This window comes from Halobaculum magnesiiphilum (assembly GCF_019823105.1).
Taxonomy (GTDB): Archaea; Halobacteriota; Halobacteria; order Halobacteriales; family Haloferacaceae; genus Halobaculum; species Halobaculum magnesiiphilum.
Map to the genome: position 1 here is coordinate 2,151,455 of NZ_CP081958.1, position 23,828 is coordinate 2,175,282.

The following is a 23,828-nucleotide window of genomic DNA, read 5'->3' on the forward strand; positions in this document are numbered from 1 at the left end:
CGGCCGGCTCGCCGGCGACTCACGGTCGCGTCACCTCCGTCTCGCGGTCGGTGACGACGCCGTATTTCGCGTCGTCGACGGAGTCGGGCAGCGGCACGTCGCCGGCGGCGTACCGCGAGTCGAGGCTCGCACGGACGGCGTCGCGGACGCACGCCCGCGCGGCACTCCCGACGGGCGTCGCGCTCCCCGAGAACGCCGCGGGCTCGCCGCCACGGGCGCTGCCGGCGACGACCGCGTCGGTCGTCGTCCCCGGGAACCCCGTCGCCGACAGCAGCGTCGCCGCCTTCGCCTCGGCGGCGACGGCGACGAGGTTCGCCAGCGCGCCGTCGTCGAGTCGTCGGGTCGTCGCGACGAGGACGTTCACCGTGCCGCGGCCCGGGCGGTCGGCGGCGTCGACGGGGTTCGACTCGTCCGCTCGCGCCGGGGCGCCGTCGTCTCCGTCGCCGCCCGCGACCGCGGCGGCGTTCATCGGCAGCGCCGCGGGGTTCGACACCCCCGCGGTCGCGACCGCGACGACCGGGCCGGCGCGCGCGACCCGCACGTGGCGCATGTCGACGCCCGTCAGGAGCGCCGGGCCCGCGGACCCGCCCTCCGTGTCCGCGAACCCGGCGTCGTCGAGCCGCCCCGCGACGTACGCGTCGAGGTCGGTTCGCTCCCACCCCTTTGGGACGGAGACGTTGTACGCCGCCGGCGCCTCGGCGAAGCCGCCGCCCCAGCCGGTCGAGAGCCAGCGCGTGTCGGGTCGCCGGAGGCGCAGAACCGCCTCGGACACGGCGGTCTCAAAGCGCACGCAGTACCTCCAGCAGGCGGTCGTTCTCCGCGGGCGTCCGGACCGCCACTCGGACGTGCGAGTCGAGTCCGCGGAACGTCGTCGCGTCGCGGACCGCGATCCCCGCGTCGGCGGCGCCGTCGACGACCGCGTCGACCCCACGATCGACCACGTTGAGCAGGAGGAACGGCGACTCGGAGGGATGCACGTCGTACCCCGCGTCGGAAAGTACCTCGCGCATGCGCTCGCGTTCGCTCGCGACCCGGTCGCGCGTCTCGGCGACGAACCCGCTCTGGCGCATGCAGTGGGCACCGACCGCGAGCGCGGGTGCCCCGAGGTTCCAGGTGCGGCGGGCGTTCGCGAGCGCCTCGCGCCACTCGTCGATCGCGACGGCGAAGCCCGCGCGGATGCCGGGCAGGCCGAACAGCTTCGTCAGCGAGCGGGCGACGATCACGCCCGGTTCGCCCGCCAGCGACGAGCGGCCGGTGAACTCGAGGAAGGCCTCGTCGACCAACAGCGGCGTCCCCGCCGCCCGGCAGTCGGCCGCGAACGCCCGGAGGTCCCCGTCGTCGTAGGCGTTCCCGGTCGGGTTGTTCGGGTTGCAGACGACCGCGAGCGCGTGGCCCGCAGGATCGGTCTCCAGGATCTCCGCCTGCGGGACGAACGCGGGCTCGCCGCCCTGGAGGCGAATCTCGCGGGCGTACTCCCCGAAACTCGGATACGGAACGGCGACCGAGTCGCCAGGATCCACGGCGAGGTCGATCGCCAGCCGGATCGCGGCGAGGCCGCCCGGCGTCGGAATCACTTCCTGGGGGTCACAGCCACCGTACTCGGCGGCCGCGCGGCGGTACGCCGCCGGCGGCTCCGCGGGGTACGTCCGCGCAGCCTCGAAGGCGTCACGGTAGGCCGCCTCCGTCCCCTCGGGGACGTGCGAGTTCGTGTTCGCGCTGAAGTCCAGCACGTCCGGGTCGTCGCTGCTGCCGTGGGGCGTGCGCGGGGTGTCGCGCGCGGTATCAAAGTTCATGGGTGGTCTCCGTGGTCGGCCGCGGACGCCTCGTCGCGGGCGCGCCGCCGCAACAGCGCCTCGGCGACGCGCAGGTCGCGCGGCCGGTTCACGTTCACCGCGAGTCCTTCGTCGGCGACGACGAGGGCGTTCTCGTCGCCGTACTCCCCGTCGTCGACGCCGACGACGTTCAGCCCGGTCGGCGCCACCTCGCGGCCGTCGCGCCTCGTCGTCGTCTCCTCGTCGACGCTGACGCCCAAGTCGCGTTTCGCCTCGACGGGGACGTACACCGACAGCGACGCGTCGCCGGCGGCGTCGATCGCGCGGTCGACGACCCCGGCCGACAGCAACGGGAGGTCCGCGGCGACCGTGAGCACCGGGCGTTCGACCCGCTCCAGCGCGTAGCCGAGGTCGGCGACGTAGCCGTCGCCGGGGGCGTCGACGACCGAAACGCCGGCCGTCGCGGCGTCGTCGCCGTCGTCGCTGTCGTCGTCGCAGTCGCCGTCACCGCCGACGCGGGCGTCGCTCTCGCGGTCGCGGAGGGACGCCGCCGTCTCGGGCGCGTTCGGAGAGACGACCGCGTGGATGCGGTCGACGCGACCCGCCGAGAGCGCCGCGAGCACCCGGTCGATCATGGGTTCGCCGCCGACCTCAACCAGCGGCTTCTCCGTGTCGGCGCCGACCGCCCCGAGGCGGGTGCCCCGGCCGCCGCACATCACGAGAGCGTCCACGCGATCACCCCCACATGGACCCCGACGACGCGGGCGATCTCGCTCGTCGCGCCGAGCACGTCGCCGCTGACGCCGCCGAGGCGGCTCCGCGCCCACCACAGCGCCGCGGCGGTGACGACGCCGGCGGCGGCGAGGACTGCGACCCCCGGCAGGAGCGCGGGCCAGTCGACGAGCGCGACGGGCGCGGCGACGACACCGACCCCGATCAGCGATCGCGGGCCGGACTCGGCGGTCAGCGCGGACCCGAGCCCCTCGTGGGCGGCGTCGCCGAGACACACCGCCGTCGCCGTCGCCGCCTTCGCGGCCACCTCGGCGCCCACCACGAGGCCGACGGCGGCGACGGGGGCGAACCGCACGAGATCGGCCAACAGCAGGGCCGCCGCGGCGAGCCCGAGGACGAGCAGCCCCAGCGCCAGCGCGCCGCCGACGCCGAGGGAGCTGTCCTTCAGCACCTCGCGGCGGCGGTCGGCGTCGCCGTGGACGACCGCGGCGTCGCCCAGGTCCGCGACGCCGTCGAGGTGGGTGATCCCGGTGACTGCGTACAGCCACGCGACGAACGCCACCGCGACCGTCTCCGTCGGGATGGCTGCGCCCCGGGCGGGCGCGACGGCGATCGCCGCCAACGGAAGCGCCAGCAGCGCGCCGATGGGGTAGCCGGCGCCCGGGATCGCCGCCGGCGTCCGGCGGAACGCCTCCCACGAGGCGTCGCTGTGACCGACGGGAACCCGTGAGAGGAAGCCGAGCGCGCCACGAAGGGCCGCGAGCGCGTTCACAGCCACGCCGCCACCCCCGCGAGCAGGAACGCCAGCGCTCCCGCGACGGCGACCGATCTGACGCCGGTGCGCGCCTCGGCCGGCGAGGGAAGCGCCGCCTCGGGGTTCAGCGTGTACGCGTCGCGCTTCTCCAGCCGGACGCCGAGGGCGGCGGCCGCGGTCGCCATCGGCCACCCGGAGTTGGGCGAGGCGGGGACTCGCGCCCACCGTCGGGCGTCGACCAGCGACCGCGGCGACCCGGCTGCGACGGCGAGCAACACGGCCGACACGCGGGCGGGCACCCACATAACCGCGTCGTCGAGGCGCGCGCTCGCGGTCCCGACCGGCCTGTCGGGGTAGCCGAGCATGGAATCGAGCGTGTTCACGCCCTTCACCCACGCCGCGGCGGCGACGCCGACGGGGACCGAGACCTGCGCGCCGAGCGCGAACGCCAGCAGGGGCGCCACGAGGCCGTCGGCGAGGTTCTCGGCGGCGCTCTCGACGGCGGCGCTGCGGATCCCCGCGGCCGACAGCAACGAGGTGTCCCGCCCCACGAGCGCGATCGCAGACTCCCGGGCGGCGTCGGCGTCGCGGTCGGCGGCCTCGGTCACGTCCCGGGCGACCGAGACGAGCATCCTCAGGCTCGTGAGCGAGAACAGCGCGAAGCCGGCCACGACCGCGGTCGCGACGGCGGCGACGCGCTCGTCGCCCGCGAGAGCTCCGCTGCCCGCGACGACGCCCCACGCGGCGGCCGCGAACGCCAACGGGAGGGCGACCGCGGCGGCGACGCCGACGGCCCGGGGCCGGGTCCACTCGCGGTCGACCGCGCCGACGACGCGCCCGAACAGCGCGATCGGATGCACGCGCCCCGGGGGCTCCGAGAACCCCGCGTCGAGGGCCGCGGCCGTCCCGACGGCCGCGAGCGCGGTCAGTCCCATCGCCGTGCGACGACCGACGGCAGTTCCCGAAGCGACACCTCGTCCACGGCGACGAACCGCGCTCCCGCGTCGACGGCCCCACCGTCGGTCGCCGGGCCGTCACCGACGTGGACCAGCCGGTCGACCGAGACGCCGAGCCCGTCGGCGACCGTCTCGAACGCCCGCGCGTCGGGCTTGCGCCGTCCGCAGGCGACGCTGGAGACGACGGCGTCGAACGCGGCCTCGTCGACGGCCGACCGTTCCAGCGTCCGCGCGACGAGCCCGGCAACGCTGCAGTTCGAGAGGACGCCGACGGGGTGCTCCTCGCTCAGCGCGGCGACCGCCTCGGCGGCGCCGGGGCGCGTCTCGACCGGGCGGTCGAACGCCGCGCGGACCGCGACGGCGGCGTCGTCGACGAAGGCGCGCGGCTCGCGCCCGGGATCGCGGCTCGCCAGCGCCGCCGCGACGTGGTGATGGAGCGGGCGCTCGACGCCCGCCTCGTACTCCAGGTGCACCTCGCGATACGCGTCGGCCCAGTCGCCGGGGACGGGGACGCCTCGCTCGCGCAGCTCGGCGGCGACGGCGGCGGCCGGATCGTCGGGTGGCTCCACGTTGACGAGCGTGCCGAACAGGTCGAACGAGACGGCGGCGACGCCGTCGCCGGGTTCCCGGTCCGTCCCGTCGCCGCGTTTCCGGTCCGCTCCGTCGTCGACGGCGCCGCCGGCCCCCATACTCAGATCGCCTCCAGGAACGCGTCGAACGCGCCGCTCTCGGGGTGAACGTGCGCGTAGGTCCCGAGCGTGCGGTGCTCGGTCAGCCCGTCCATCCCGTCGGCGATGCCGTCGCCGCGCACCACCTCGAAGGCGAACCGGGCGTCGTCGGCGACCTCGGCCGAGGAGTAGTGGAACTCGTGGCCGCGCAGCGTCCCGCCCTCGCGGGCGGTGAGCGTGTCGCCGCGGGCGCGAAGCTCGACGTGGTCGAGCGCCTGATATCGGTCGTGCATCCGCACGTCCGCCGGGAGCACGCCCGCCATCTCGTGGGTGTCGCCGTCGGCGGTCGTCAGCGTCTCCGAGAGCGCCATCAGTCCGCCGCACTCGCCGAGGACGGGCAGCCCGTCGGCCGCCCGTTCCGCGAGGTCGTCAAGGGCGTCGCTGTCGGCCAGCGCGGGCGCGTGGAGTTCGGGGTAGCCGCCGGGGAGGTACACCGCGTCGCAGTCGGGGAGGGCGTCGCCGCGCGTCGGCGCGAACGTGACGACCTCGGCGCGCTCACGCAGCCGCTCCAGCGTGGCGGGGTAACGGAACGCGAACGGGGCGTCGTCGGCGACGGCGACGCGCTTCTCGGTCGGGGGTCGGGACTCACGCTCGGACGGCCGCGGCGGCTCGCGCGCCAAGTCCGCCAGCGCCTCGCCGTCGAGGTGGTCGGCGGCCGCATCGAGCGCCTCGCCAGGGAGCGGCGACTCCTCGCCCATGTGGAGCCCGAGGTGGCGGTCCGGGATCTCCAGTTCGGAGTTCGGCGGGATCCGCCCGAGGTAGGCGATCCCCTCGGGAAGCGCCTCGCGGATGCCCCGCTCGTGGCGGCCGCCGTGGGCGCGCTGGGCGATCACGCCCGCAACCTGGATGTCGCGACCGGCGTGGGCGGCGTACTCGCGAAAGCCCAGCGCCGTCGCGGCGACGCTCTCCATCCCCGCGCTCGCGTCGACGACGAGCACGACCGGCAGATCGAGGAGATCGGCGACCATCGCGGTGCTCGACCCGTCGCCGTCGTACAGGCCCATCACGCCCTCGACCACGCACAGGTCGCCCTCGCCGCGATGGTAGTTCCGCCGAAGCCCAGCCTCCCCTTGCATCCAGGCGTCGAGCGTCCGCGAGGGCGTGCCGGCGACGGCCTCGTGGTGGCTCGGGTCGATGAAGTCCGGGCCGGCCTTCGCCGGCTGGACCGCGTAGCCGGCGTCGTCGAGCGCCCGGATCGTCGCGAGCGTCGCGACGGTCTTGCCGACGCCGGAGGCGGTGCCGCCGAGGACGACCCCCCTCATCGCTCGGGCTCCGGCACCTCGGACGCCGCCGTCGCCGCGTCCGACGCTTCCTCGTCCGACGCTTCCTCACCCGGTTCGCGGCCGGCGAGCAGGCGGTCGTACACGTCGACGATCCGGTCGCGGAGGTCGGCCATCGACGCCGCGGTCGACTCGTCGACGAGACTGAGCGCGCCGCCCATCCCGACGCCCTCCTTGGCCTCGCCGGCGACGTACGCGTCCATCGCGGGGTGTTCGACCGCGTCGAATCCGGGGTCCGTGACGGCCAACTCCACGTCGAGCGACCGCGCGAGGTCGGCGATCCCCGCGGAGTCGTCGTCGGCGACGAACGACGTGGTTGCGAGCGTCAGCGGGGCGTCGACGCCGGCGTGGCGCACCAGCGCCGCCGCGGCCGCGAGCTGCGTCCCGCCCGCCAGCGTCACCGCGGTACCGGACTCGACGGCGCCGACGGTCAGGCCGGCGACGGCCGCGAGCACGGGGTCGCCGACGGCCGCGACCGCCCGCAGGGGGTCGCCCGCGGCGTCGCCGGGGGCGAGCCCGCTCTCGTCGAGTCCCTCGGCGACGACCCGCCGCTTCAGGTCGAGGGGGTTCTCCGGCAGCGACGACGACACAGACGGCTCCTCCCCGAGCGCCCGGAGGACGCCGAGGGCGGTCGTCGTCCCGCCGGGGATCGTCTCGCCGATCACGAGGTGGTCGTCCGGGAGCGCGGCCCCGAGTTCGCGCGCTCGTTCGTACGTCTCCTCGGCCCCGGGAACCGCCGTGGGCTCGCGCACGTCGGCGCCGGGCCCGTTCCCCACGTCGATCGCGGGCGACCCGGTCCGGCCCGCGATCCCGGCGTCGACGCAAACCACGTCGAACCCGAGCAGTTCCCGCGCGGCGCGCGTCGCCACCGCGGGGGTCGGACAGCCGCTCGGACTCACGGGGATGACCGGCGCGAGCGTCGGTTCGCCGTGGGTCACGATGTCCAGGTCCGCGCCGGGGGTGTGACGCATCAGCTCCGGGTCGGCGCCGGCGGCGCTGATCCCCGGAACCTCCGCGGTCTCGGTCGTTCCGGCGACGAGGAAGACTCTCACGTGCGCCCCTCCGGTGACGCTGGCGAGACCGATCCGTGCTCGATCGTCGGCGAGTGCTGCATGCCCGTACGAGACACGGCGCCCGGCATAACAATTGTGAGTGCGCTAGGACAAGTTCGCTTGACCGGGTCGCTACGGGTCCTCCTCGCGCAGCGCCGTCACCATCGGCGAGCCGACCGCGGGGTCGTCGTTGACGGCCGCGCGGACGCCGAACGCCTCCGCGAGCGCGTCGTCGGAGAGCACCTCGCGTGGGGTTCCGGATGCCCGGACCTGGCCGCCCGCGAGCAACACGAGCCGGTCGCACACCCGCGCCGCGAGGTTCAGGTCGTGGATCGCCGCGAGCGCGGCCTTGCCGTCGTCGACGGCCTCCCGGACGAGTTCGAGCGTCCGGATCTGGTGGTTGATGTCGAGGCTGGCGGTCGGCTCGTCCAGCAGGAGGCCGGGCGTCTCGGCGGCCAGCGCCCGGGCGAACAGCACGCGCTGGCGCTCGCCGCCCGACAGCGTCGTCACCGACCGGTCGGCGAACTCCGCCACCTCCGCACGCTCCATCGCCCGGCGGACCGCCTCACGGTCGGCCTCGGTGGTCGTGCCGAACCGGGAGACGTAGGCGGTGCGCCCCATCTCGACGACCGACTCGACGGGGAACTCGAACGCCGTGTTCGTCTCCTGCGGGACCGTGGCGACGCGACGGGCGACCTCCCGTTGGGACAGCTCCCGGCGGTCGGTGCCGGCCAACTCGACGGCGCCGCCGTCGATCCCGAGCGTCCCGTTGCACGCGGCGATGAGCGTCGTCTTGCCGGCGCCGTTGGGGCCGACGAGACCGACGAGTTCGCCGCGGTCGACCGAGAGGGAGACCCCGTCGAGCACGCGTTCGCCCCCGCGGGAGACGACGAGGTCGCGGACGGCGATCATCGGGGGCTCGTCGGCCGAAGCCTCGCTCCCCGCGGCGACGGCGTCGCCGTCGCGGCTCGCGTCGCCGTCGCGTGGGTCGTCGCCGGCGTCGTCGCGCTCGCTCACAGGTCGTACACCTCACGGGTGCGAAGCAGGTACAGGAAGAACGGCGCGCCGGCGGCGGCCGTCACGATGCCGACGGGGAGCTCGGCGACGCCCGAGCGCGCGAACGTGTCGGCGGCGACGAGGAAGCTCCCGCCCGCGAGCGCGCTCGTCGGCAGCAGCACCCGGTGGTCCGGCCCGACGACCAGCCGGACGCCGTGGGGGACGATGAGGCCGACGAAGCCGATGACGCCGGAGACGGCGACGGCGGCGCCGGTCAACACCGACGAGACGGCCAGCAGGACGCGCTTGCTCCGCTCGGCGTCGACGCCGAGGGCGACGGCGTCGGTCTCCCCGAGCAGGAGGACGTTCAGGTCGCGGGCGTACGCGAACAACACGAGCGTCAGGAGGGGAACGACCACGGCCGCGGCGGTCACCTCCGCCCAGTTCGCGCCGCTGAGGTGGCCCATCAGCCAGTAGGTCACCTGCCGGATCGACTCCCCCGAGTGGAGGAGGAGGTACGAGACGACGGCCCCGAGGAACGTCTGGACGGCGACGCCCGCGAGCAGCAGCGTCGCCACGGGCGTCCGGCCGTCGCGGCTCGCGATGAGGTAGACGCCGAACCCGGCCGCCAGCGCGCCGCAGAAGGCGGCGATCTGGAGGCCGGCGCCGTCGGCGAGCAGCGGCCGGAGCGGGCCGAGCAGCGCGAGCAGCGACGCGGGGGCGACGATCCACGAGACCGCGCCGACGGCCGCGCCCGAGGAGACGCCGATGATCCCCGGGTCGGCCATCGGGTTGCGGAAGAAGCCCTGCATCACCGTGCCGGCGGACGCGAGGCCGACGCCGACGAACGCCGCCAGCAGGATCCGCGGGAGGCGAACCCGCATCACGATCGCCTCGTGCGTCTCCGAGACCGGGAACGCGAACGGGTGGGCGAACTCGACGCGGAGGGGGAGGCCGGCGGTCAGCGGACCGCCACCTCCGGCGGCGGTCGTGGCCCACTCGACGCCCACCGGCACCGCGACGGCGTTTACGACGACGGCCACGACCGTCCCGGCGGGGACCGACACCGGGCCGATGCCCGCGCTCACCGTCACGACCGCGACGAGGAGCGCGAACAGGAGGGTCGAGTAGCCGGCGGCGCGGCGCAGGACGGGTGTCACGATCTAAAGGCTGCTTTCATTAGGCAAATATTTATTGTCTTGTCCGCTGGCTCCAGACGTGACACGACGGACACGGACGCTGCTGATCGCGACGCTGTTGGTCGTCGCCGCGGCGGTTCCGGCGGTCGGAGCCGCTGCGGCGGGACCGGCCACGGGAACCGCACCGAACGACGCGCCCGGCGCGGCCGGGCACCAGCCGGCCGCCCTCGGCGCCGGCGCCGGCGACGCGCCGATCGCCCAGACGGGGACGACCTGCGAGTTCCCGATCACCGAGACGGACGCGACGGGGACCGACGTGACGCTGGAGGAGCGCCCCGAGCGGATCACGACGCTGAACCCCAGCGCCGCACAGACGATGTGGGAGATCGGCGGGGAGGACCAGGTCGTCGGCGTGAGCCAGTTCGCGCTGTACCTCGACGGCGCCGACTCCCGAACGAACGTCTCGGCCGCCGGCTTCGGCGTGAGCGTCGAGAAGGTCGTCGGCACGAACCCCGACCTCGTGCTCGCGCCGAACGCGAGCTCGACCGAGACGGTGCAGGCGCTGCGCGATGCGGGGCTGACGGTGTTCCACTTCGGGGAATCGACGACGATCGCCGACGTGCGCGAGAAGACGACGCTCACCGGCCGCCTCACCGGCAACTGTGAGGGCGCCGCAGAGGCGAACGCGTGGATGGACGCGAACGTCGAGGCGGCGACCGAGGCGACCGCAGACGCCGAGGACGTGCGCGTGCTGTACCCGCTCGGGGGCGGCTACATCGCCGGCAGCGAGACGTTCATCTCCGCGATGATCGACACCGCCGGCGGGGCGAACGTCGCCGCCGAGCGCGACCTGTCGGGCTACCCGCAGATCAACGACGAGGTCGTCCTCGAACTCGCGCCCGACTACCTCGTCGTCACGGGCTACTCGTCGTACCTCATCGGTCAGGAGCCGTACGCGAGCACGCCGGCCGTCGAGAACAACAACACCGTCTCGGTGGACCGCAACTGGATGAACCAGCCCGCCCCGCGCTCGGTCGTCATGGGCGTGCGGACGCTGACCGAGGGGTTCCACCCCGAGGCGGCCGCCGAGGCCGACTTCCAGTCGCGCGAGGAGGCCGTCGCCGCGATGGAGACCGAGACGGCGACAGCCACCGAGAGTCAGCCGATCACCGACACGGCGACCGAGACGACGGCCGAGGCGCGCACGACCAGCGCCGGGGCGACCGCGACCTCCGGCCCAGGGTTCGGCGTCGCGCTCGCGGTGCTCGCGGTGCTGGGCTCCGCGTTGCTCGCGCGCCGGGAACGGTAACGTAACCGCGCCACGAGTTTTATCTTCCCCTGCCGGGACCGCTTCCCCATGAGCGCGAGCCCCGCCGAGCGCCTCCGCGAGAACGCGACGGGCGTCGTCAGCACGCTCGTCACCGGGATCTGGCTGGCGGCCATGTTCACCGGGCAGGACTGGTGGCTCGCGGCGCTGCTGTTCGGCTACATCGTCCTCGTCCCGTTAACGGCGATCCTGTTCGGCGACGAGGACGACATCGAGGAGTGGTGGGACGAGGAGGTGAAGGGGATAGAGGGGATCGACGAGTCGAACGGAGCGGCGAACGCTCGCCCCGAGGAGCCGCCGGCGGACCCGGACACGCGCGACGCGCTCGACACCCTCCGCGACCGCTACGCCCGCGGGGAGCTCACGGACGAGCAGTTCGAGCGCAAGCTCGATCGCCTGCTGGAGACGGAGTCGCTGGAGGACGTGGAGGACCGGAGGCGACGCGAGCGCGGTGGCGGCGACGGCACCCGGGAGGAACGCGAACGCGGCGGAGAACGCGACGCCGATCGCGACCTCGAACGCGAGCGGTAGTCGGCCGCCCGTCGCACCCCACCCGTCGCCCCCCGCCCGGCGCATCTCGCCCGCCGATAGCACCCTTTTTCCGCGCGGGCGCCGCCCCTCCGGTATGGTCGAGAACGTCCTCTACCCCGCGTACTTCGACGCGGCGCTGACCCGCGCCGAGGGGCGCCGCGTCCCCGAGGACCTCGCGGTGTCGGAGCCGACGGTCGACGAGATCGCGCAGGCCGTCCAGCAGGTCGGCTACGACGCCAAGATCGAACGCGACGTGACGTACAGCCGGGAGTACGAGCCCCGCGGACGCGTGAGCGTCACGGGCACCGACGAGACCGCGAAGAACGACCTCGTGCAGGCGGTGGGCGCCTACCTCGGCGTCATCCGCGGGGACTGACGCGGCGCCGTGGTGGTCCGATGAAGCGCGTCGGCGAGGTGGTCAGAACGGCCCAGGGGCTCGCGGTCGTGCGCGTCCCCGAGGGCGCCGAGCCGGCGCGCGTCGGCAGCGAGGTCGTCGACGAGTCGCTGTCGACGGTCGGGCGCGTCGTCGACGTGTTCGGCCCGGTCGAGCGCCCCTACGTCGCCGTGTCGCCGACGGATCGGTCGCGACTGACGGGGCTGCTCGGCGCGAAGCTGTACGCGCGGTGAGCCTGACAGCGATACGACCTGCCGCCTTTACTGGTCCGCGTCGATCGTTCACTCTAATGTTGTGATCTGACACAACATACTTGGTGTTGGGGTGTATGACATCGAATGTGAATGGCACCCGCGGACGAGGTCGTCGTACTCGAGGACGAGACGTACTACCCGACCAGGGACACGCTCGTCAGGATACGGATCCTGTCGGTGCCGGAGTCCGAGAAGTTCCCGGACGGCGTGAAGTATCGACTTCACCACGGAACGACCGGGGGCGAGACGATCGTTCGATACGACAACGCTCACGGGATTCACGAACGCCACACTGCGGACGGATTGGACGACGGATACGAATTCCCCGGATACGAGGCGGTACTCGATCGCTTCTACCGGGAGGTTCCTGTCGATCCGTAGCGTATCGCCACGACGACACCGTGGGTGCCACACGACGGTGACCACCATGACCCGAACCACGCTCATCGTGACGGTCGGATCGCTTGCCGATGTCGAGGCCCGAAGCCGCGACGCGATGGAGCGCGCGCTCTCCGGGGACGAACCGAGCGCGGACGCGCCGCGTCGGATCACCTTCGAGACCGCCGACGAGCTCGCTCGCGTGTTCAGTCCTCGTGCGATCGAACTCCTCAGAACGATCGCGAGTGAGGAGCCCGGGAGCATGCGCGAGGCCGCACGACTCGTCGGCCGCGACATCAAGGACGTATCGCGCAATCTCGACCGCCTGGCCGAGTACGACGTGATCGAGTTCGTCGAGGAGGGGCGGTCGAAGCGACCGGTCGTTCCGTACGACGACATTCGGATCGACCTCGGACTTCGCGACCACGACGGCAGCACGAGCGAGCCGGCGGGTGCCTGACACGGCCCCCATCCCAGTCCACGCCCCCGCGCCCGTCCCGTCAGGCTTTACCTGCGGCGTCGCAAATCCCGGTTCAACGATGGCACGAGCAGCCGAACGGGCCGAGTTGGTGCCCGTCATCGGGCTGGAGGTCCACGTCCAGCTCGAGACGGACACCAAGATCTTCTGCGGGTGTTCCACCGAGCCCGCCGAGGAGGAGGAGCCCAACACGCGCGTCTGTCCCACCTGCCTCGGGCTCCCCGGAGCCCTCCCGGTGCTCAACGAGGCGGCCGTCGAGGCCGCCGTCAAGGTCGGGAAGGCGCTCGACGCCGACATCCCCGAGGAGACCCGGTTCCACCGAAAGAACTACTACTACCCCGACCTGCCCAAGAACTTCCAGATCACCCAGTACGACGCGCCGCTGTGTGCCGACGGCGAGCTGGAGTTCTCCCACGAGGGCGACCGTCGGACGGTGAACGTCCGCCGCGCCCACCTGGAGGAGGACCCCGGCAGCCTGCGCCACGTCCGCGAGGGCCCCGCCGACCTGGACGTTCGGACCACCTCTGTCGACCGGGCGGACTACTCGCTGGTCGACTACAACCGGGCGGGCACGCCGCTGATGGAGGTCGTCACCGAACCCGACTTCCGCCACCCGAAGGAGGTCCGCGCGTTCCTCGAGAAGCTGGAGGAGGTGCTGGAGTACCTCGGCGTGTTCGACGCCGGCCGCGACGGCAGCCTCCGCATCGACGCGAACCTCTCGATGGTCGAGGCGAGCGAGGTCGACGACGACGGCACCATCGACGAGGACGTCTTGGAGTCGGCCAACCGGACGGAGGTCAAGAACATCTCCAGCCACAAGGGCGCCGAACAGGCGCTCGCGTACGAGCGCAACCGCCAGGAGAACCAACTCAAGCGCGGAAAAGCCGTCGCACAGGAGACGCGCCACTTCAACGAGACCCACGGCAACACCGTCTCGATGCGCTCGAAGGAGGAGGAGAAGGACTACCGCTACTTCGGCGAGGCCGACCTGCCCGCGCTGCAGGTGTCCGACTGGAAGGAGCGCATCGCCATCCCGGAGCTGCCGGACGCCCGCCGCGAACGGTTCCGCGAGGAGTACGGCCTCGACGCGGAGGCCGCCTCGAAGCTCACCTCCCGGAAGGCGGTCGCGGACTTCTACGAGGCGGTCGCCGAGGAGTTCGACCCGGACCTCGCTGCGGCGTGGGTCGCGGACACCCTCCTCGGGGAACTCAACTACCGCGACATGGCCGTCGAGGACGTTACCGACCGCCTCGACGAGTTCACCCGGCTGATCGAACTCGTGGCGACCGGCGAGGTCACCACGAAGAACGCCGAGGAGGTCGTCCTCCGCGCGATGCTCGACGAGGGGCTCGGCCCGGACGAGGTCATCGAGCGCGAGGGCCTCGGCACCGCCGACGACGACGAGGTCGCGACCGCGGTCGAGGAGGCCATCGAAGAGAACCCCGACGCCGTCGACGACTACCACTCGGGCGAGGGCGGCGCGATCAACTTCCTCGTCGGGCAGGTGATGCAGAAGACGGGCGGCTCGGCGGCGCCCGACGACGTGAACACGATGCTGCGCGAGCGGCTGGACGGGTAGGCGTCGCCCCCGCGACGCGGTCGACGCTGCAGGGCGCGTTCTCGCGGTCCTCCCACACGGCCCCACACTCAAGCCGCCGGCCGGCGACGATCGATCCATGTCCGAGCGCACGGTCTTCTCGCTGGAGGAACGGCTCGACCGACCGACCGCCGCGGCGCTGCTACGTGGGCTGGCCGCGGATCTGGCCGCCGGCGACCGGCTCCGACTCGGGGAGGGCGACGACGCCGCGAGCGTCGCGCTCGCCGAGTCGCTCGACGTGGAGGTGGAACTCGAGGTTGACGAGGACGACGGCGAGGCGGAACTCGAACTCGAGCTGGAGTGGACCGGAGGGGACGTACGGACCGGCGCCGACGCCGCCCCGGCGACCGAACCGGCCGCGGAGGCCACCGACGGCGACGCCGAGGCGGGTTCGGCTGCGACTCCCGACGACGCCGGATCGGAATCGGTCGACGGCGCCTCGGAGGTCGACGACATCGTCGCGTCCGAGGACCTGGCCGACCTCCCGTCGGAGGCGGTTCCGGCGCCGGAGGCCCCGACCCCGGTTTCGCTCGCCCGATTCGAGTTGTACCGCGACCGCGCCGACGAGTGGCGCTGGCGGCTCGTCCACCGCAACGGCAACATCGTCGCCACGAGCGGCGAGGGGTACAGCTCCGACCGCGCCGCCCGCCGCGGGATGCAGAGCGTGATGCGGAACGCGCCCGACGCGCTCGTCCTTCGCGAGGAGTAGCCCCCGACTACATCCCTCCGTCGCCGGCGTCGCGAGTCGTCATGACGATCCCGCTGAACAGCATCAACGTCGCGAGCGCGACCATGCCGAGGTCCCAGCCCATTCCGGCAGTCGCGGTCGAGCCCATCCCGCCCGTGGAGCCCATTCCGGCTCCCATGCCGCCGGTCATCCCCGTTCGGCCCGTCATCCCGGTCGCTCCGAGCGCTTGCAACAGCAGCATCACGAGCGAGTAGGCGATCATCAGCGGCCCGCTCGCGCTCCCGATCCGGTCGGCCGCCGGCGTCACCAGTGCCACGCCGTGAACCACGACGACGACACCGATCGCGAGCATCAGCCACCCCGCGATCCCGAGGCCGGTCGTTCCCATCGTTCCGCCGACGGTCGCGGACACCAGCGAGTACACCCCGGAAGTGATCGCGATCGCCGCGCCGTACAGCCGCGTCGTCGATCCGTTCATGCCCGCCGGTTCGGGTGCCACCCGCTTGGATACACCGGCGGCGACGCGACCTCGGATCAGTCGTCGGTCGTGGGGTCGCCCTCGCCGTCGTCGCCGAGCGCCGCGGGCGTCGACTCCGCGTCGCGGTCGGGATCCGTCGCCGCGTCGCGGTCGGTGTCGGTCGTCGCGGTCCCGTCGGGACCCGGCCCCGCCTCGTGCTCGACGACGCCCTCGGTCCACGTCCCGCGGAGGAACCACAGCGCACCGACCGCCAGCGACCCGACCGCGCCGAACGTCCACGCCCACCAGAGGCCGTCGGGGCCGAGGCCCAGGCCCGAAACGGGGCCGATCCCCGGGACGACGACGGTGAACGAGTACGCCAGCACGACCGCCGCGGGGATGCGCAGCCCCCACCGCGAGAGCAGCGACAGCCCCATCGCGGTCCGGGTGTCGCCGGCGCCGCGGAACGCCCCCTGCAACACCATCAGCCCGCCGAAGGCGGCCCACGCGGGCGCCGTGATCCGGAGGAACGAGACGCCCTCCTCGACGACGGCGGCGTCGTTGATGAACACCCGGATCGCCATCGCGGGGAAGAACCAGACGACCGCGCCCGCGAGCGCGAGGACCGCCATCGTGCCGCCGGTGCCGGTCCACGCCACCCTGCTCGCTCGGTCGGGCGTGTCGGCGCCGAGGTTCTGCCCGACGCCCGTCGCCGTCGCCTGTCCGACCGCGCCGGCGACGGTCCAGGAGACGGACATCAGGCGGACGCCGACGCCGTAGGCGGCCGTGGCGGCGGGGCCGAACCGCGCGACCAGCGCGGCCATCGCGACCGCGGCGAACGAGCGCGCCCAGCCGTCGAGCGTGCCGGGATAGCCCACGTCGACCAGTTGGCGGAGCACCGCGGGGTTCGGGCGGAGGTCGCCGACGTGCAGTTGGATGCCCCAGTCGCCCTTCACGAGCACGTAGATCCCGGCGGCGGCGGCGAGCGCGCGGGAGATGAACGTCGCGACGGCGGCCCCGCGGGTCCCCATCGCGGGGATCGGTCCCCACCCGAGGATGAACACGGGGTCGATGACGATGTTGACCCCGGCGGAGGCGGCGACGAGCCACATCGCGGTCTTGGTGTCGCCGGCGCCCTGCAGGGAGGCGCGAAAGGCGAAGAAGAGGAACGTGAGCGGCAGCGTGAGGAAGATCACCTCGATGTACGCCAGCGCCTCCGTGAACACGACGCCCTCGGCGCCGATCCAGTGCAGGAGCGGTCGGCGCGCGAGCAGGCCCGCGGCCGCGAGGACGACCGAGACGCCGATCGCCAGGAGCGTCGTCTGTCCGACGACCTCGTCGGCCTTCCGGTCCTCGGCGGCGCCGACGTGCTGGGAGACCAAGGCGATCGTCGCCGCCGTGAGCCCCATCGCGGTCGAGACGAACATCCACGAGAGGGGGAACATGAGCGACACCGCGGCGACGGCCTCGGGGCTCACGCGGCCGACCCAGAACACGTCCGCGAGGTTGTAGAGGGTCTGGAGGAGGTTCCCGAGGACGAGCGGCCACGCGAGGCTGAACAGCCGCGGGGCCACCGTTCCCTCGGTCATGTCCACGCGCGCGTCGGTGTTCGCCATGGAGGGGTCTACCGTCCGCGCGTTGCGTCGCGGCCTAAGGATTGTGGAGGCGGTCGGCGCGGCCGGGAACGGCCGTCCGCTCGCGGTTCCGGCTCCGACTCGCGCTCACTCGCCTTGGTCGCCGCGATCGGCGGCGACGCCGTCGGGGTCGCGTTCGATCACGGCTCCTGCGGTCCGGCCGCGGGCGACCAACCGACCGCGCAGGCGCGCTGCGACGGTCACGGCGACGTAGCCCGCGATGGCGACGAGCACGATCGTGCCGCCGGCGGCCACGTCGTACCAGTAGGACAGCGAGACGCCCGCCACCGTGGCGACCAGGCCGGCGGCGACGCTCGCGGCGATCGCCCGCCTGAATCCGGTCACGGGCGCGGCCGTCGCGACGGGGATCACGAGCATCGCGGCGACGAGGATCACGCCCATGATCTGCATCGCGGCGACCACGACGACCGCGGTCAACACCGCGAGCAGGCGGTTGTACCGCGTCACGTCGATGCCGGCCGCGCGGGCGCCCACCTCGTCGAAGGTGACGTACACGAGCGGCCGGTACGCCGCCCCGACCGCCAGCCCGACGACGGCGGTCATCGCGAGCAAGATCCCGGCGTTCGCGCGCGAGACGGTCGCGAGCGACCCGAACAGGTAGGCGTTGATCCCGACGGCGATGCCGCCGTCGGCGGCGGTGATGAGGACGCTCCCGACGGCGAAGGAGCCGGTGAGCACGATCGCCAGCGACGTGTCGCGGTAGGCGCCCGCGTAGTCGACGAGCGCCTGCACCACCAGCGCGGCGAGGGCGGAGACGACCAGCGCCGTCAGCAGCGGCGGCACCGTGACCGCGAGGACGGCGTTGGCGAACAGGCCGGCGGCGACGCCGGCGAAGGCGGCGTGCGCGAGCGTGTCGCCGATCATCGCCATCTCCCGGTGGACGAGGAAGCTCCCGACGAGCGGGCCGACCACGGCGACGCAGACGGCCGCAAGGTACGCCCGCTGCATGAACGGCGAGGCGAGCACGTCGACCCCCGTCGCGCCCGCGAGCAGGTCCAGCAACCCGCCCCACAGGTCGTCGAGGACCGCGGAGAGCGCGCGCTCGCCGACCCCCGCGAGGAGCACGACGGCGCCGGGGGCGTCGGTGGCCCCGGTCGGAACGAGCGCGTCGGTCGGAACTGTCGCATCGGTCGCGCCGATCATGAGTGGTCGTGGGTGAGGACGCGCTGTGCGCTCCCGTAGGCGTCCGCGAGCGCGTCCGTATCGGCGAACGCCTCGGGGTCGCCGTGGAAGAACAGTTCCCGGTTCAGGCAGGCGATCTCCGTCGCGCGCTCGGTGACGACCCCGACATCGTGTTCGATGAGCACGACGGTCATCCCCTCGTCGTTCAGGTCGCCCAGGAGGTCGTAGAACGCCTCCCGGGACTCGGCGTCGACGCCGACGGTCGGCTCGTCGAGCGCGAGGAGGTCCGCTTCGGCCGCGAGCACGCGGGCGATGAACGCCCGCTGGCGCTGCCCGCCCGACAGCCGGCCCACGCGCCGGTCGGCGAGATCGGCGATCCCGACCCGGTCCAGCGCCGCCTCGACTGCCCGGCGGTCGTCGTCGTCGAACCGGCGGAACAGCCGTCCGGGATACCGCCCCATCCGGACGACCTCCCGGACGGTGACGGGCATCTCGTCGCTGGCCTCGCCCACGTCCTGCGGGACGTAGCCGACGCGCCGCCCGCCCTCGAGTCGGTGGGCCGGCTCGCCGAACGTCGAGACGGACCCCCTGTTGGGCCGATGGAGCCCGATCATCAGCTCGAGCAGGGTCGTCTTCCCCGACCCGTTGGGGCCGATCAGTCCGAGGAACGCCCCCGAGTCCACGACGAGCGAGACGCCCTCGACGACGGGCCGGTCGCCGTAGGCGAACGTCACATCACGGAGCTCGACGATCGGGGTGGCGTCGGAGTCCGCCGGACTCCCGTCGTCGTCGGTCGGACCGGCCTCGGCGCTCATTCGGTCAACACCCGTTCGAGCGTCGGGAGGTTCACCTCCTCCATCACCTCGACGTACCCCCAGTCCTCGGCGGCCCACTCGTCGGTGAGTCCCGGCATCGCCGTCAGCGGAAGGACCTCCTCGGCGTCGGTCTCCGCGACCAACTGTTCGGCCGCCCGCTGCGATTCCAGGGGGTCAGCACTGACGTACCGCAGCCCGTGTTCGTCGATCACGTCGCCGGCGCGCTCGATGTCGCGCGTCGTGGGCTGATCGTCGGGCGCGAGGCCGGTCAGCGTCCGGAACGACAGCCCGTAGCGCTCGGCGGCGTACGCGAACGAGTCGTGGCCCGCGACGAGCACCGTGTCCCTCGCTGCGTCGGCGACCAGCGATTCGATCCGTTCGTCGAGCGTCTCCAACTCCTCGCGGAACGCCGCGGCGTTGTCCGCGTGGGCGTCGGCAGCGTCGGGGTCGACCGCCGACAGCGCCTCCCGGACCGTCTCGGCGGCATCGCGCACCCGGAGCGGGTCCATCCAGAAGTGGGGGTCCGTTCCCCCGTGGTCGTGGCCGCCCTCCTCGCCGTCGTGGTCTTCCTCGTGGTCGTCGTGACTCTCCTCGGTGTGGTCGTTCTCGTGGTGGCTCTCCGCTGTGTGGCTCTCCTCGTGATCGTCGTGGCCATCCTCGGTGTGGTCGTCGCCGTGATGTTCGCCGGCGGCGATGAGGTCCACGTCGGCGCTGGCGTCGACGGTTTCCACCCCGCTCCCGTCGGCGTCGAGGTCCGCGAGCACGTCGTCGACCCACGGCTGGAACCCCTCCATGCCGTGGACGAGCAGGTCGGCGTCGCGGATCTCCTCGCGAACGCGCGGGCCGGGCTCCCAGCCGTGGCCGTGCTGGCCGACGGGCACGAGCAGGTCCGTCGCGGTCGCGTCGCCTGCGACCCGCGCCGCGATGTCGCCGAAGACGAAGAACGACCCCTGGGCCGTCGGGCCCGAGTCCGACGTTCCACCGCCGGCTCGACCGCCGAGGCATCCCGCGACCGAACCGACTCCGACCGTCCCGGCCGCGGACGCGATCAGGCGGCGTCGAGTGATATCCATCCTGGTTGTTAACTGAACAACCTAGAATAATAACTTTGCCATTGGAGTAGGGGAGAAGTTAACAACACAACCCGGCACAAGGGACCTCCCGGCACGCCGCGCCGCCGCCCGAACACCGAAGCCCTCGCAGTCCTCCGACGTACCCATGACCGACGCTTCCGCGCCCGCGAGCGCCGCCAGCCCGGTGGTCGCCGACCGCCTCGACGACTACCGGGCGTCGCTGTTCGACCTCCTGCGCCTGCGCACCGTCAGCGCGACGGGCGAGGGGATGGACGCGGGCGCCGACGCCGTCCGCGACCTGCTGGCCGACCACGGGTTCGACGCCCGTCGCATCGAAACGGAGCGCTACCCCCTCGTCTACGGCGAGCGCATCGCCAACGACCCCGACGCGCCGACGGTCGTCTTCTACGGCCACTACGACGTACAGCCGGCCGAGCACCCCGAGCAGTGGGAGTCGCCGCCGTTCGAGCCGACGGTGCGCGACGGGAGCGTCTACTGCCGCGGCGCCGGCGACAACAAGGGCCAGTTCGCCGCCCACGCGTTCGCGCTCGACGCGCTCGCCCGCGCCGACGCGGTGCCCGAGGCGACGGTGAAGCTCCTGATCGAGGGCGGCGAGGAGAGCGGGAGTCGGGGATTGAAGGCGTACCTCGATGGGGACGGTACGGTTCGCGATCCCGGCGTCGACGCCGACGCCCCCGCGGCGGCCGCCGTCCGCGACGCCGACCTCGTGTACGTCGCCGACGGCCCGCAGCACCGCTCGGGCCGCCCGACGCTCATCTACGGCAACCGGGGGATCGTCACGTTCCAACTGGACCTCGAAACCGCGAACGCGGACCTCCACTCGGGCAACTTCGGCGGTCCCGTCCCGAACGCCGCGACCGAACTCGCGGAGGTCGTCGCGTCGTTCACGGAGTACGGCGAGGGGACGGACCCCGATCACGGCTACCCAAGTGGCGGCGACCGCGTCGCGGTCGACGGCTTCCACGACGGGATCGCGGTGACGGAGGCCGACCGCGACCTCGTGTCGGCGCTCCCCGACGACGCCGACGCGGTGCGCGAGGACCTCGACCTCACCCACTTCACGACCGACCGCGACTACTACGAGCGCCTGCTGCTGGAGCCGACGATCACGGTCAACGGCCTCGACGCGGGGTATCAGGGCGAGGGAAGCAAGACCGTGATACCCCGCGAGGCGACGGCGAAACTCGACTCGCGACTGGTGCCCGGACAGGACCCCGACACGGTCTTCGAGCGTATCGAGGAGCACGTCGCCGACGTGCATCCGGACGTGGCGGTGCGCAAGGGGACCGGTTTCCCGCCGATGAAGACGCCCGTGGACACCCCCGCGGCGTCGCCCGTGCTGGAGGCGCTGTCGGCCGTGTGGGGGGCCGAGCCGGTGGAGCTGCCGGTGTTGGGCGGGTCGCTGCCGGCGGCGTTCTTCCGCCGCGTCGACGCGCTCGCGGACGTGCCCGTGCTGGTGGTGCCGTACGCGAACCCCGATCAGGGGAACCACTCGCCCAACGAGCATCTGGACCTGGACTGCTTCGAGAACGGGATCCGGACGACCGCGGCGTTCCTGGAGCGGGTCGCCGACGCGGACCTGTAGTCGGCACCCACCAGCTCTCCTGCCGTCGGGCCGTCTCCCTCGCCGGCTGCCGAACGCTTTAGCCGCGAGGCGCACGCCGTGTGCGTATGCCCGACACAGCCGGCGCCTACTACGGCGTCGCCCGATTCCTCGCCGTCGAACACGTCGACTCCCCGGCGTTCACGCCGGCGGGCCGCCTCCTGTTCCTCGCGTACACCTCCGGCACGCCGCAGGTGTGGACCGTCGACGAGCCGGGCGCGTGGCCGACGCGGCTCACCCCCCACGAGGAGCGCGCCTCGGCGCTTTCGGCCTCGCCCGCCGACGAGTCGTTCGTGTACGCGATGGACCGCGGGAGCGACGAGCGCGATCAACTCCTGCACTACGACCTCGCGACGGGCGTCGAGCGCGCGCTCACGGACGACCCCGAGTCGAAGCACGCGTGGGGCGCGTGGGGCCCCGACGGCGACTGCGTCGCCTACACGGCCAACCGCGAGGCGGACGGCCGCTTCGACGTGTACGTACAGGAAGTGGGCGGCGTCGACGGCGACGGCACGGTCACCTCCGCCGGCGACCCCGAGCGCGTGTACGAGGGGCCGGGCGGCTGGCTGAACGTCGCCGCGTTCGGTCCCGAGGGCCGTCGGATCGTGCTCACGAAGGCGCACTCCAGCTCCGACGAGGACCTCACGCTGCTCGATCTGGAGTCGGGGGAGACGACCAACCTCTCCGACGACTCCGAGGCGACGTACTCGCACGTTCACTTCGACGGCGACGGCGGGCTGCTCTGCGTGACGAACCGCGACAGCGACACGGCCTACGTGGCTCGGCTCTCGCTGTCCGACGGGTCGGTGACGCCCGTCGCGGGCCACGACGTGACGGCCGACGCGACCGGCGAGCCCGGAACCGACGAGTGGGACGTGGACGGGCTCGCGTTCGACCGCGACACCGGCCGGATCGCGTACACCGTCAACGAGGGCGGCTACTCGTCGCTTTCCACGGGAACGCTCGCGGGCGACCGCGAGGACCCGCGCTTCGATCCGACCCCGACACCGGACGTGGACGGGATCGCCGCGGACCTCGTCTTCGGCCCGGAGGCCGGGCGCCTCGCGTACACGCACACGTCGCCGACAACGCCGTACGGGGTTCGGACCTGCGGGTTCGCGGACCGCGACGGCGACGGGGTCGACGCGACGGGCACCGCGACCGACTGGACGCCCGTCGGCCGCAACGGCCTCCCCGACTCGGCGTTCCACGCCCCGGAGACGGTCCGCTACGAGACGTTCGACGGGCGAGCGATCCCGGCGTACTGGACGCTCCCGCCGGGCGTCGACGCCGACGACCCCGACGAGCGGGTGCCCGCGATCGTCGACATCCACGGCGGGCCCGAGCACCAGCGCCGGCCGTGGTTCTACCCGACGAAGCAGTACTTCCTGAACCGCGGATACGCGGTGCTGGAGCCGAACGTCCGCGGGTCGTCGGGCTACGGGACGGCGTATTCGCACCTCGACGACGTGGAGAAGCGCATGGACTCGGTTGCCGACATCGCCGCGGGCGTGGAGTGGCTGGCCGAGCAGCCGTCGGTCGACGACGACCGGATCGTCGCCTACGGCCGCTCCTACGGCGGCTTCATGGTCCTCGCGGCGATCACGGAGTACCCGGATCTGTGGGCCGCCGCCGTCGACTTCGTCGGCATCGCCGACTTCACCACCTTCCTCGAGAACACCGGCGAGTGGCGCCGCAGTCACCGCGAGGCCGAGTACGGGAGCCTGGACGACGACTACGAGTTCCTGAAGTCGATCTCGCCGCTGACGAGCATCGAGGAGGTCCGGTGTCCGCTGTTCGTCCAACACGGCGCGAACGACCCGCGGGTACCGGTCGGGGAGGCCGAGCAGGTCGCGGAGGCGGTACGCGAGCAAGGGGTGCCCGTCGAGACGCTGATCTTCGAGGACGAGGGCCACCACACGACGAGCCGGGAGAACCTGATCGCGGAGTTCGAGGCGATCGCGGACTTCCTCGACGAGCACGTCTGAGCGTTTCCGGGGGTCGGCCGGCCGCGGGGTCGGTCACG

25 protein-coding genes are annotated in these 23,828 nt (G+C 73.0%); 10 read left to right on the plus strand and 15 right to left on the minus strand.

Features of this window, described 5'->3' with window-relative positions; genetic code table 11:
- Window positions 1-19 precede the first annotated feature (19 nt).
- The 10 genes from K6T50_RS10895 to btuC form a co-directional block, all read right to left on the minus strand.
- The gene (locus tag K6T50_RS10895; protein ID WP_222606624.1) at window positions 20-790 is read right to left on the minus strand and encodes an adenosylcobinamide amidohydrolase; all 771 of its coding nucleotides are present in this window, start codon (window positions 788-790) and stop codon (window positions 20-22) included.
- The gene (locus K6T50_RS10900) at window positions 780-1,793 is read right to left on the minus strand and encodes an aminotransferase class I/II-fold pyridoxal phosphate-dependent enzyme (protein ID WP_222606625.1); all 1,014 of its coding nucleotides are present in this window, start codon (window positions 1,791-1,793) and stop codon (window positions 780-782) included. Before K6T50_RS10900 ends, K6T50_RS10895 begins: the two co-directional genes overlap by 11 nt.
- Window positions 1,790-2,488: an NTP transferase domain-containing protein gene (locus K6T50_RS10905; RefSeq protein WP_222608897.1), complete on the minus strand. Its 699-nt coding sequence runs from the start codon at window positions 2,486-2,488 to the stop codon at window positions 1,790-1,792. Before K6T50_RS10905 ends, K6T50_RS10900 begins: the two co-directional genes overlap by 4 nt.
- Window positions 2,488-3,282 (minus strand): adenosylcobinamide-GDP ribazoletransferase, encoded by a 795-nt coding sequence (locus K6T50_RS10910; RefSeq protein ID WP_225935306.1) that lies wholly within the window; start codon window positions 3,280-3,282, stop codon window positions 2,488-2,490. The genes K6T50_RS10905 and K6T50_RS10910 overlap by 1 nt, the downstream gene beginning before the upstream one ends.
- On the minus strand, window positions 3,273-4,193 hold the full coding sequence (locus K6T50_RS10915; RefSeq protein WP_222606626.1) for a CobD/CbiB family cobalamin biosynthesis protein: 921 nt from the start codon (window positions 4,191-4,193) through the stop codon (window positions 3,273-3,275). The genes K6T50_RS10910 and K6T50_RS10915 overlap by 10 nt, the downstream gene beginning before the upstream one ends.
- Window positions 4,184-4,903 carry an HAD family hydrolase gene (locus K6T50_RS10920; protein WP_222606627.1) on the minus strand — a complete coding sequence of 240 codons (720 nt, stop codon included), beginning with the start codon at window positions 4,901-4,903 and terminating at the stop codon, window positions 4,184-4,186. Before K6T50_RS10920 ends, K6T50_RS10915 begins: the two co-directional genes overlap by 10 nt.
- Before the next feature lie 2 nt (window positions 4,904-4,905).
- Window positions 4,906-6,204: a cobyrinic acid a,c-diamide synthase gene (locus tag K6T50_RS10925; RefSeq protein WP_222606628.1), complete on the minus strand. Its 1,299-nt coding sequence runs from the start codon at window positions 6,202-6,204 to the stop codon at window positions 4,906-4,908.
- Window positions 6,201-7,274: a nicotinate mononucleotide-dependent phosphoribosyltransferase CobT gene (gene cobT, locus K6T50_RS10930; RefSeq protein ID WP_222606629.1), complete on the minus strand. Its 1,074-nt coding sequence runs from the start codon at window positions 7,272-7,274 to the stop codon at window positions 6,201-6,203. The genes K6T50_RS10925 and cobT overlap by 4 nt, the downstream gene beginning before the upstream one ends.
- A 132-nt stretch (window positions 7,275-7,406) precedes the next feature.
- Complete coding sequence (locus tag K6T50_RS10935) at window positions 7,407-8,291, minus strand: ABC transporter ATP-binding protein (RefSeq protein ID WP_225935307.1); 885 nt, start codon at window positions 8,289-8,291, stop codon at window positions 7,407-7,409.
- On the minus strand, window positions 8,288-9,430 hold the full coding sequence (gene btuC, locus K6T50_RS10940; RefSeq protein ID WP_222606630.1) for a vitamin B12 ABC transporter permease BtuC: 1,143 nt from the start codon (window positions 9,428-9,430) through the stop codon (window positions 8,288-8,290). The genes K6T50_RS10935 and btuC overlap by 4 nt, the downstream gene beginning before the upstream one ends.
- Window positions 9,431-9,488: 58 nt before the next feature.
- Between btuC and K6T50_RS10945 the strand changes: the two genes are divergently transcribed.
- From K6T50_RS10945 to K6T50_RS10980, 8 genes are all read left to right on the plus strand, one after another.
- The gene (locus tag K6T50_RS10945; RefSeq protein WP_225935308.1) at window positions 9,489-10,718 is read left to right on the plus strand and encodes a PGF-CTERM-anchored ABC transporter substrate-binding protein; all 1,230 of its coding nucleotides are present in this window, start codon (window positions 9,489-9,491) and stop codon (window positions 10,716-10,718) included.
- A 48-nt stretch (window positions 10,719-10,766) separates the two neighbouring features.
- Window positions 10,767-11,267 carry an SHOCT domain-containing protein gene (locus K6T50_RS10950; protein ID WP_222606631.1) on the plus strand — a complete coding sequence of 167 codons (501 nt, stop codon included), beginning with the start codon at window positions 10,767-10,769 and terminating at the stop codon, window positions 11,265-11,267.
- A gap of 94 nt (window positions 11,268-11,361) precedes the next feature.
- Entirely contained in the window at window positions 11,362-11,643 is a 282-nt protein-coding gene (gene srp19 / locus K6T50_RS10955) for a signal recognition particle subunit SRP19 (RefSeq protein WP_222606632.1), read from the plus strand.
- A gap of 20 nt (window positions 11,644-11,663) precedes the next feature.
- Entirely contained in the window at window positions 11,664-11,894 is a 231-nt protein-coding gene (locus tag K6T50_RS10960) for an H/ACA ribonucleoprotein complex subunit GAR1 (protein ID WP_222606633.1), read from the plus strand.
- A gap of 111 nt (window positions 11,895-12,005) precedes the next feature.
- Complete coding sequence (locus K6T50_RS10965; protein ID WP_222606634.1) at window positions 12,006-12,296, plus strand: toxin-antitoxin system TumE family protein; 291 nt, start codon at window positions 12,006-12,008, stop codon at window positions 12,294-12,296.
- 46 nt (window positions 12,297-12,342) lie between these two features.
- On the plus strand, window positions 12,343-12,753 hold the full coding sequence (locus K6T50_RS10970; RefSeq protein WP_222606635.1) for an HVO_A0114 family putative DNA-binding protein: 411 nt from the start codon (window positions 12,343-12,345) through the stop codon (window positions 12,751-12,753).
- 79 nt (window positions 12,754-12,832) lie between these two features.
- On the plus strand, window positions 12,833-14,350 hold the full coding sequence (gene gatB / locus K6T50_RS10975; protein WP_222606636.1) for an Asp-tRNA(Asn)/Glu-tRNA(Gln) amidotransferase subunit GatB: 1,518 nt from the start codon (window positions 12,833-12,835) through the stop codon (window positions 14,348-14,350).
- 97 nt (window positions 14,351-14,447) lie between these two features.
- Window positions 14,448-15,077, plus strand: coding sequence for an HVO_2922 family protein (locus tag K6T50_RS10980; RefSeq protein ID WP_222606637.1), 630 nt, complete (start codon window positions 14,448-14,450; stop codon window positions 15,075-15,077).
- Window positions 15,078-15,084: 7 nt separating this feature from the next.
- On the opposite strand, the gene K6T50_RS10985 is transcribed toward K6T50_RS10980, so the two are convergent.
- From K6T50_RS10985 to K6T50_RS11005, 5 genes are all read right to left on the minus strand, one after another.
- Complete coding sequence (locus tag K6T50_RS10985; protein ID WP_222606638.1) at window positions 15,085-15,534, minus strand: hypothetical protein; 450 nt, start codon at window positions 15,532-15,534, stop codon at window positions 15,085-15,087.
- A gap of 56 nt (window positions 15,535-15,590) precedes the next feature.
- A complete protein-coding gene (locus K6T50_RS10990; RefSeq protein ID WP_303650174.1) occupies window positions 15,591-17,129 on the minus strand; it encodes an MATE family efflux transporter in 1,539 nt (512 codons plus the stop codon).
- 105 nt (window positions 17,130-17,234) lie between these two features.
- Entirely contained in the window at window positions 17,235-18,311 is a 1,077-nt protein-coding gene (locus K6T50_RS10995; RefSeq protein WP_222606639.1) for a metal ABC transporter permease, read from the minus strand.
- Window positions 18,308-19,105, minus strand: a complete 798-nt coding sequence (locus K6T50_RS11000; protein ID WP_222606640.1) for a metal ABC transporter ATP-binding protein — start codon at window positions 19,103-19,105, stop codon at window positions 18,308-18,310. Before K6T50_RS11000 ends, K6T50_RS10995 begins: the two co-directional genes overlap by 4 nt.
- Window positions 19,102-20,178 carry a metal ABC transporter substrate-binding protein gene (locus tag K6T50_RS11005; protein ID WP_222606641.1) on the minus strand — a complete coding sequence of 359 codons (1,077 nt, stop codon included), beginning with the start codon at window positions 20,176-20,178 and terminating at the stop codon, window positions 19,102-19,104. The genes K6T50_RS11000 and K6T50_RS11005 overlap by 4 nt, the downstream gene beginning before the upstream one ends.
- A gap of 145 nt (window positions 20,179-20,323) precedes the next feature.
- Here K6T50_RS11005 and K6T50_RS11010 point away from each other — a divergent pair, with 145 nt between their 5' ends.
- Together K6T50_RS11010 and K6T50_RS11015 are read left to right on the plus strand one after the other, a co-directional pair.
- Window positions 20,324-21,784, plus strand: a complete 1,461-nt coding sequence (locus K6T50_RS11010) for a M20/M25/M40 family metallo-hydrolase (RefSeq protein ID WP_222606642.1) — start codon at window positions 20,324-20,326, stop codon at window positions 21,782-21,784.
- An 86-nt stretch (window positions 21,785-21,870) separates the two neighbouring features.
- A complete protein-coding gene (locus K6T50_RS11015) occupies window positions 21,871-23,790 on the plus strand; it encodes a S9 family peptidase (protein WP_222606643.1) in 1,920 nt (639 codons plus the stop codon).
- Window positions 23,791-23,828 lie beyond the last annotated feature (38 nt).

Bases quoted from the DNA above. Each gene is read 5' to 3' on its own strand.
- K6T50_RS10965 (WP_222606634.1), top strand. From the start codon at position 12,006: ATGGCACCCGCGGACGAGGTCGTCGTACTCGAGGACGAGACGTACTAC.
- K6T50_RS10970 (WP_222606635.1), top strand. From the start codon at position 12,343: ATGACCCGAACCACGCTCATCGTGACGGTCGGATCGCTTGCCGATGTC.
- K6T50_RS10995 (WP_222606639.1), bottom strand. From the start codon at position 18,311: ATGATCGGCGCGACCGATGCGACAGTTCCGACCGACGCGCTCGTTCCG.
- K6T50_RS10900 (WP_222606625.1), bottom strand. From the start codon at position 1,793: ATGAACTTTGATACCGCGCGCGACACCCCGCGCACGCCCCACGGCAGC.
- K6T50_RS10925 (WP_222606628.1), bottom strand. From the start codon at position 6,204: ATGAGGGGGGTCGTCCTCGGCGGCACCGCCTCCGGCGTCGGCAAGACC.
- K6T50_RS11015 (WP_222606643.1), top strand. From the start codon at position 21,871: ATGCCCGACACAGCCGGCGCCTACTACGGCGTCGCCCGATTCCTCGCC.
- K6T50_RS10950 (WP_222606631.1), top strand. From the start codon at position 10,767: ATGAGCGCGAGCCCCGCCGAGCGCCTCCGCGAGAACGCGACGGGCGTC.
- K6T50_RS10915 (WP_222606626.1), bottom strand. From the start codon at position 4,193: ATGGGACTGACCGCGCTCGCGGCCGTCGGGACGGCCGCGGCCCTCGAC.
- K6T50_RS10985 (WP_222606638.1), bottom strand. From the start codon at position 15,534: ATGAACGGATCGACGACGCGGCTGTACGGCGCGGCGATCGCGATCACT.
- K6T50_RS10920 (WP_222606627.1), bottom strand. From the start codon at position 4,903: ATGGGGGCCGGCGGCGCCGTCGACGACGGAGCGGACCGGAAACGCGGC.
- K6T50_RS10990 (WP_303650174.1), bottom strand. From the start codon at position 17,129: ATGGCGAACACCGACGCGCGCGTGGACATGACCGAGGGAACGGTGGCC.
- K6T50_RS10905 (WP_222608897.1), bottom strand. From the start codon at position 2,488: ATGTGCGGCGGCCGGGGCACCCGCCTCGGGGCGGTCGGCGCCGACACG.
- K6T50_RS10980 (WP_222606637.1), top strand. From the start codon at position 14,448: ATGTCCGAGCGCACGGTCTTCTCGCTGGAGGAACGGCTCGACCGACCG.
- K6T50_RS11000 (WP_222606640.1), bottom strand. From the start codon at position 19,105: ATGAGCGCCGAGGCCGGTCCGACCGACGACGACGGGAGTCCGGCGGAC.
- K6T50_RS10960 (WP_222606633.1), top strand. From the start codon at position 11,664: ATGAAGCGCGTCGGCGAGGTGGTCAGAACGGCCCAGGGGCTCGCGGTC.
- K6T50_RS11005 (WP_222606641.1), bottom strand. From the start codon at position 20,178: ATGGATATCACTCGACGCCGCCTGATCGCGTCCGCGGCCGGGACGGTC.
- srp19 (WP_222606632.1), top strand. From the start codon at position 11,362: ATGGTCGAGAACGTCCTCTACCCCGCGTACTTCGACGCGGCGCTGACC.
- K6T50_RS11010 (WP_222606642.1), top strand. From the start codon at position 20,324: ATGACCGACGCTTCCGCGCCCGCGAGCGCCGCCAGCCCGGTGGTCGCC.
- gatB (WP_222606636.1), top strand. From the start codon at position 12,833: ATGGCACGAGCAGCCGAACGGGCCGAGTTGGTGCCCGTCATCGGGCTG.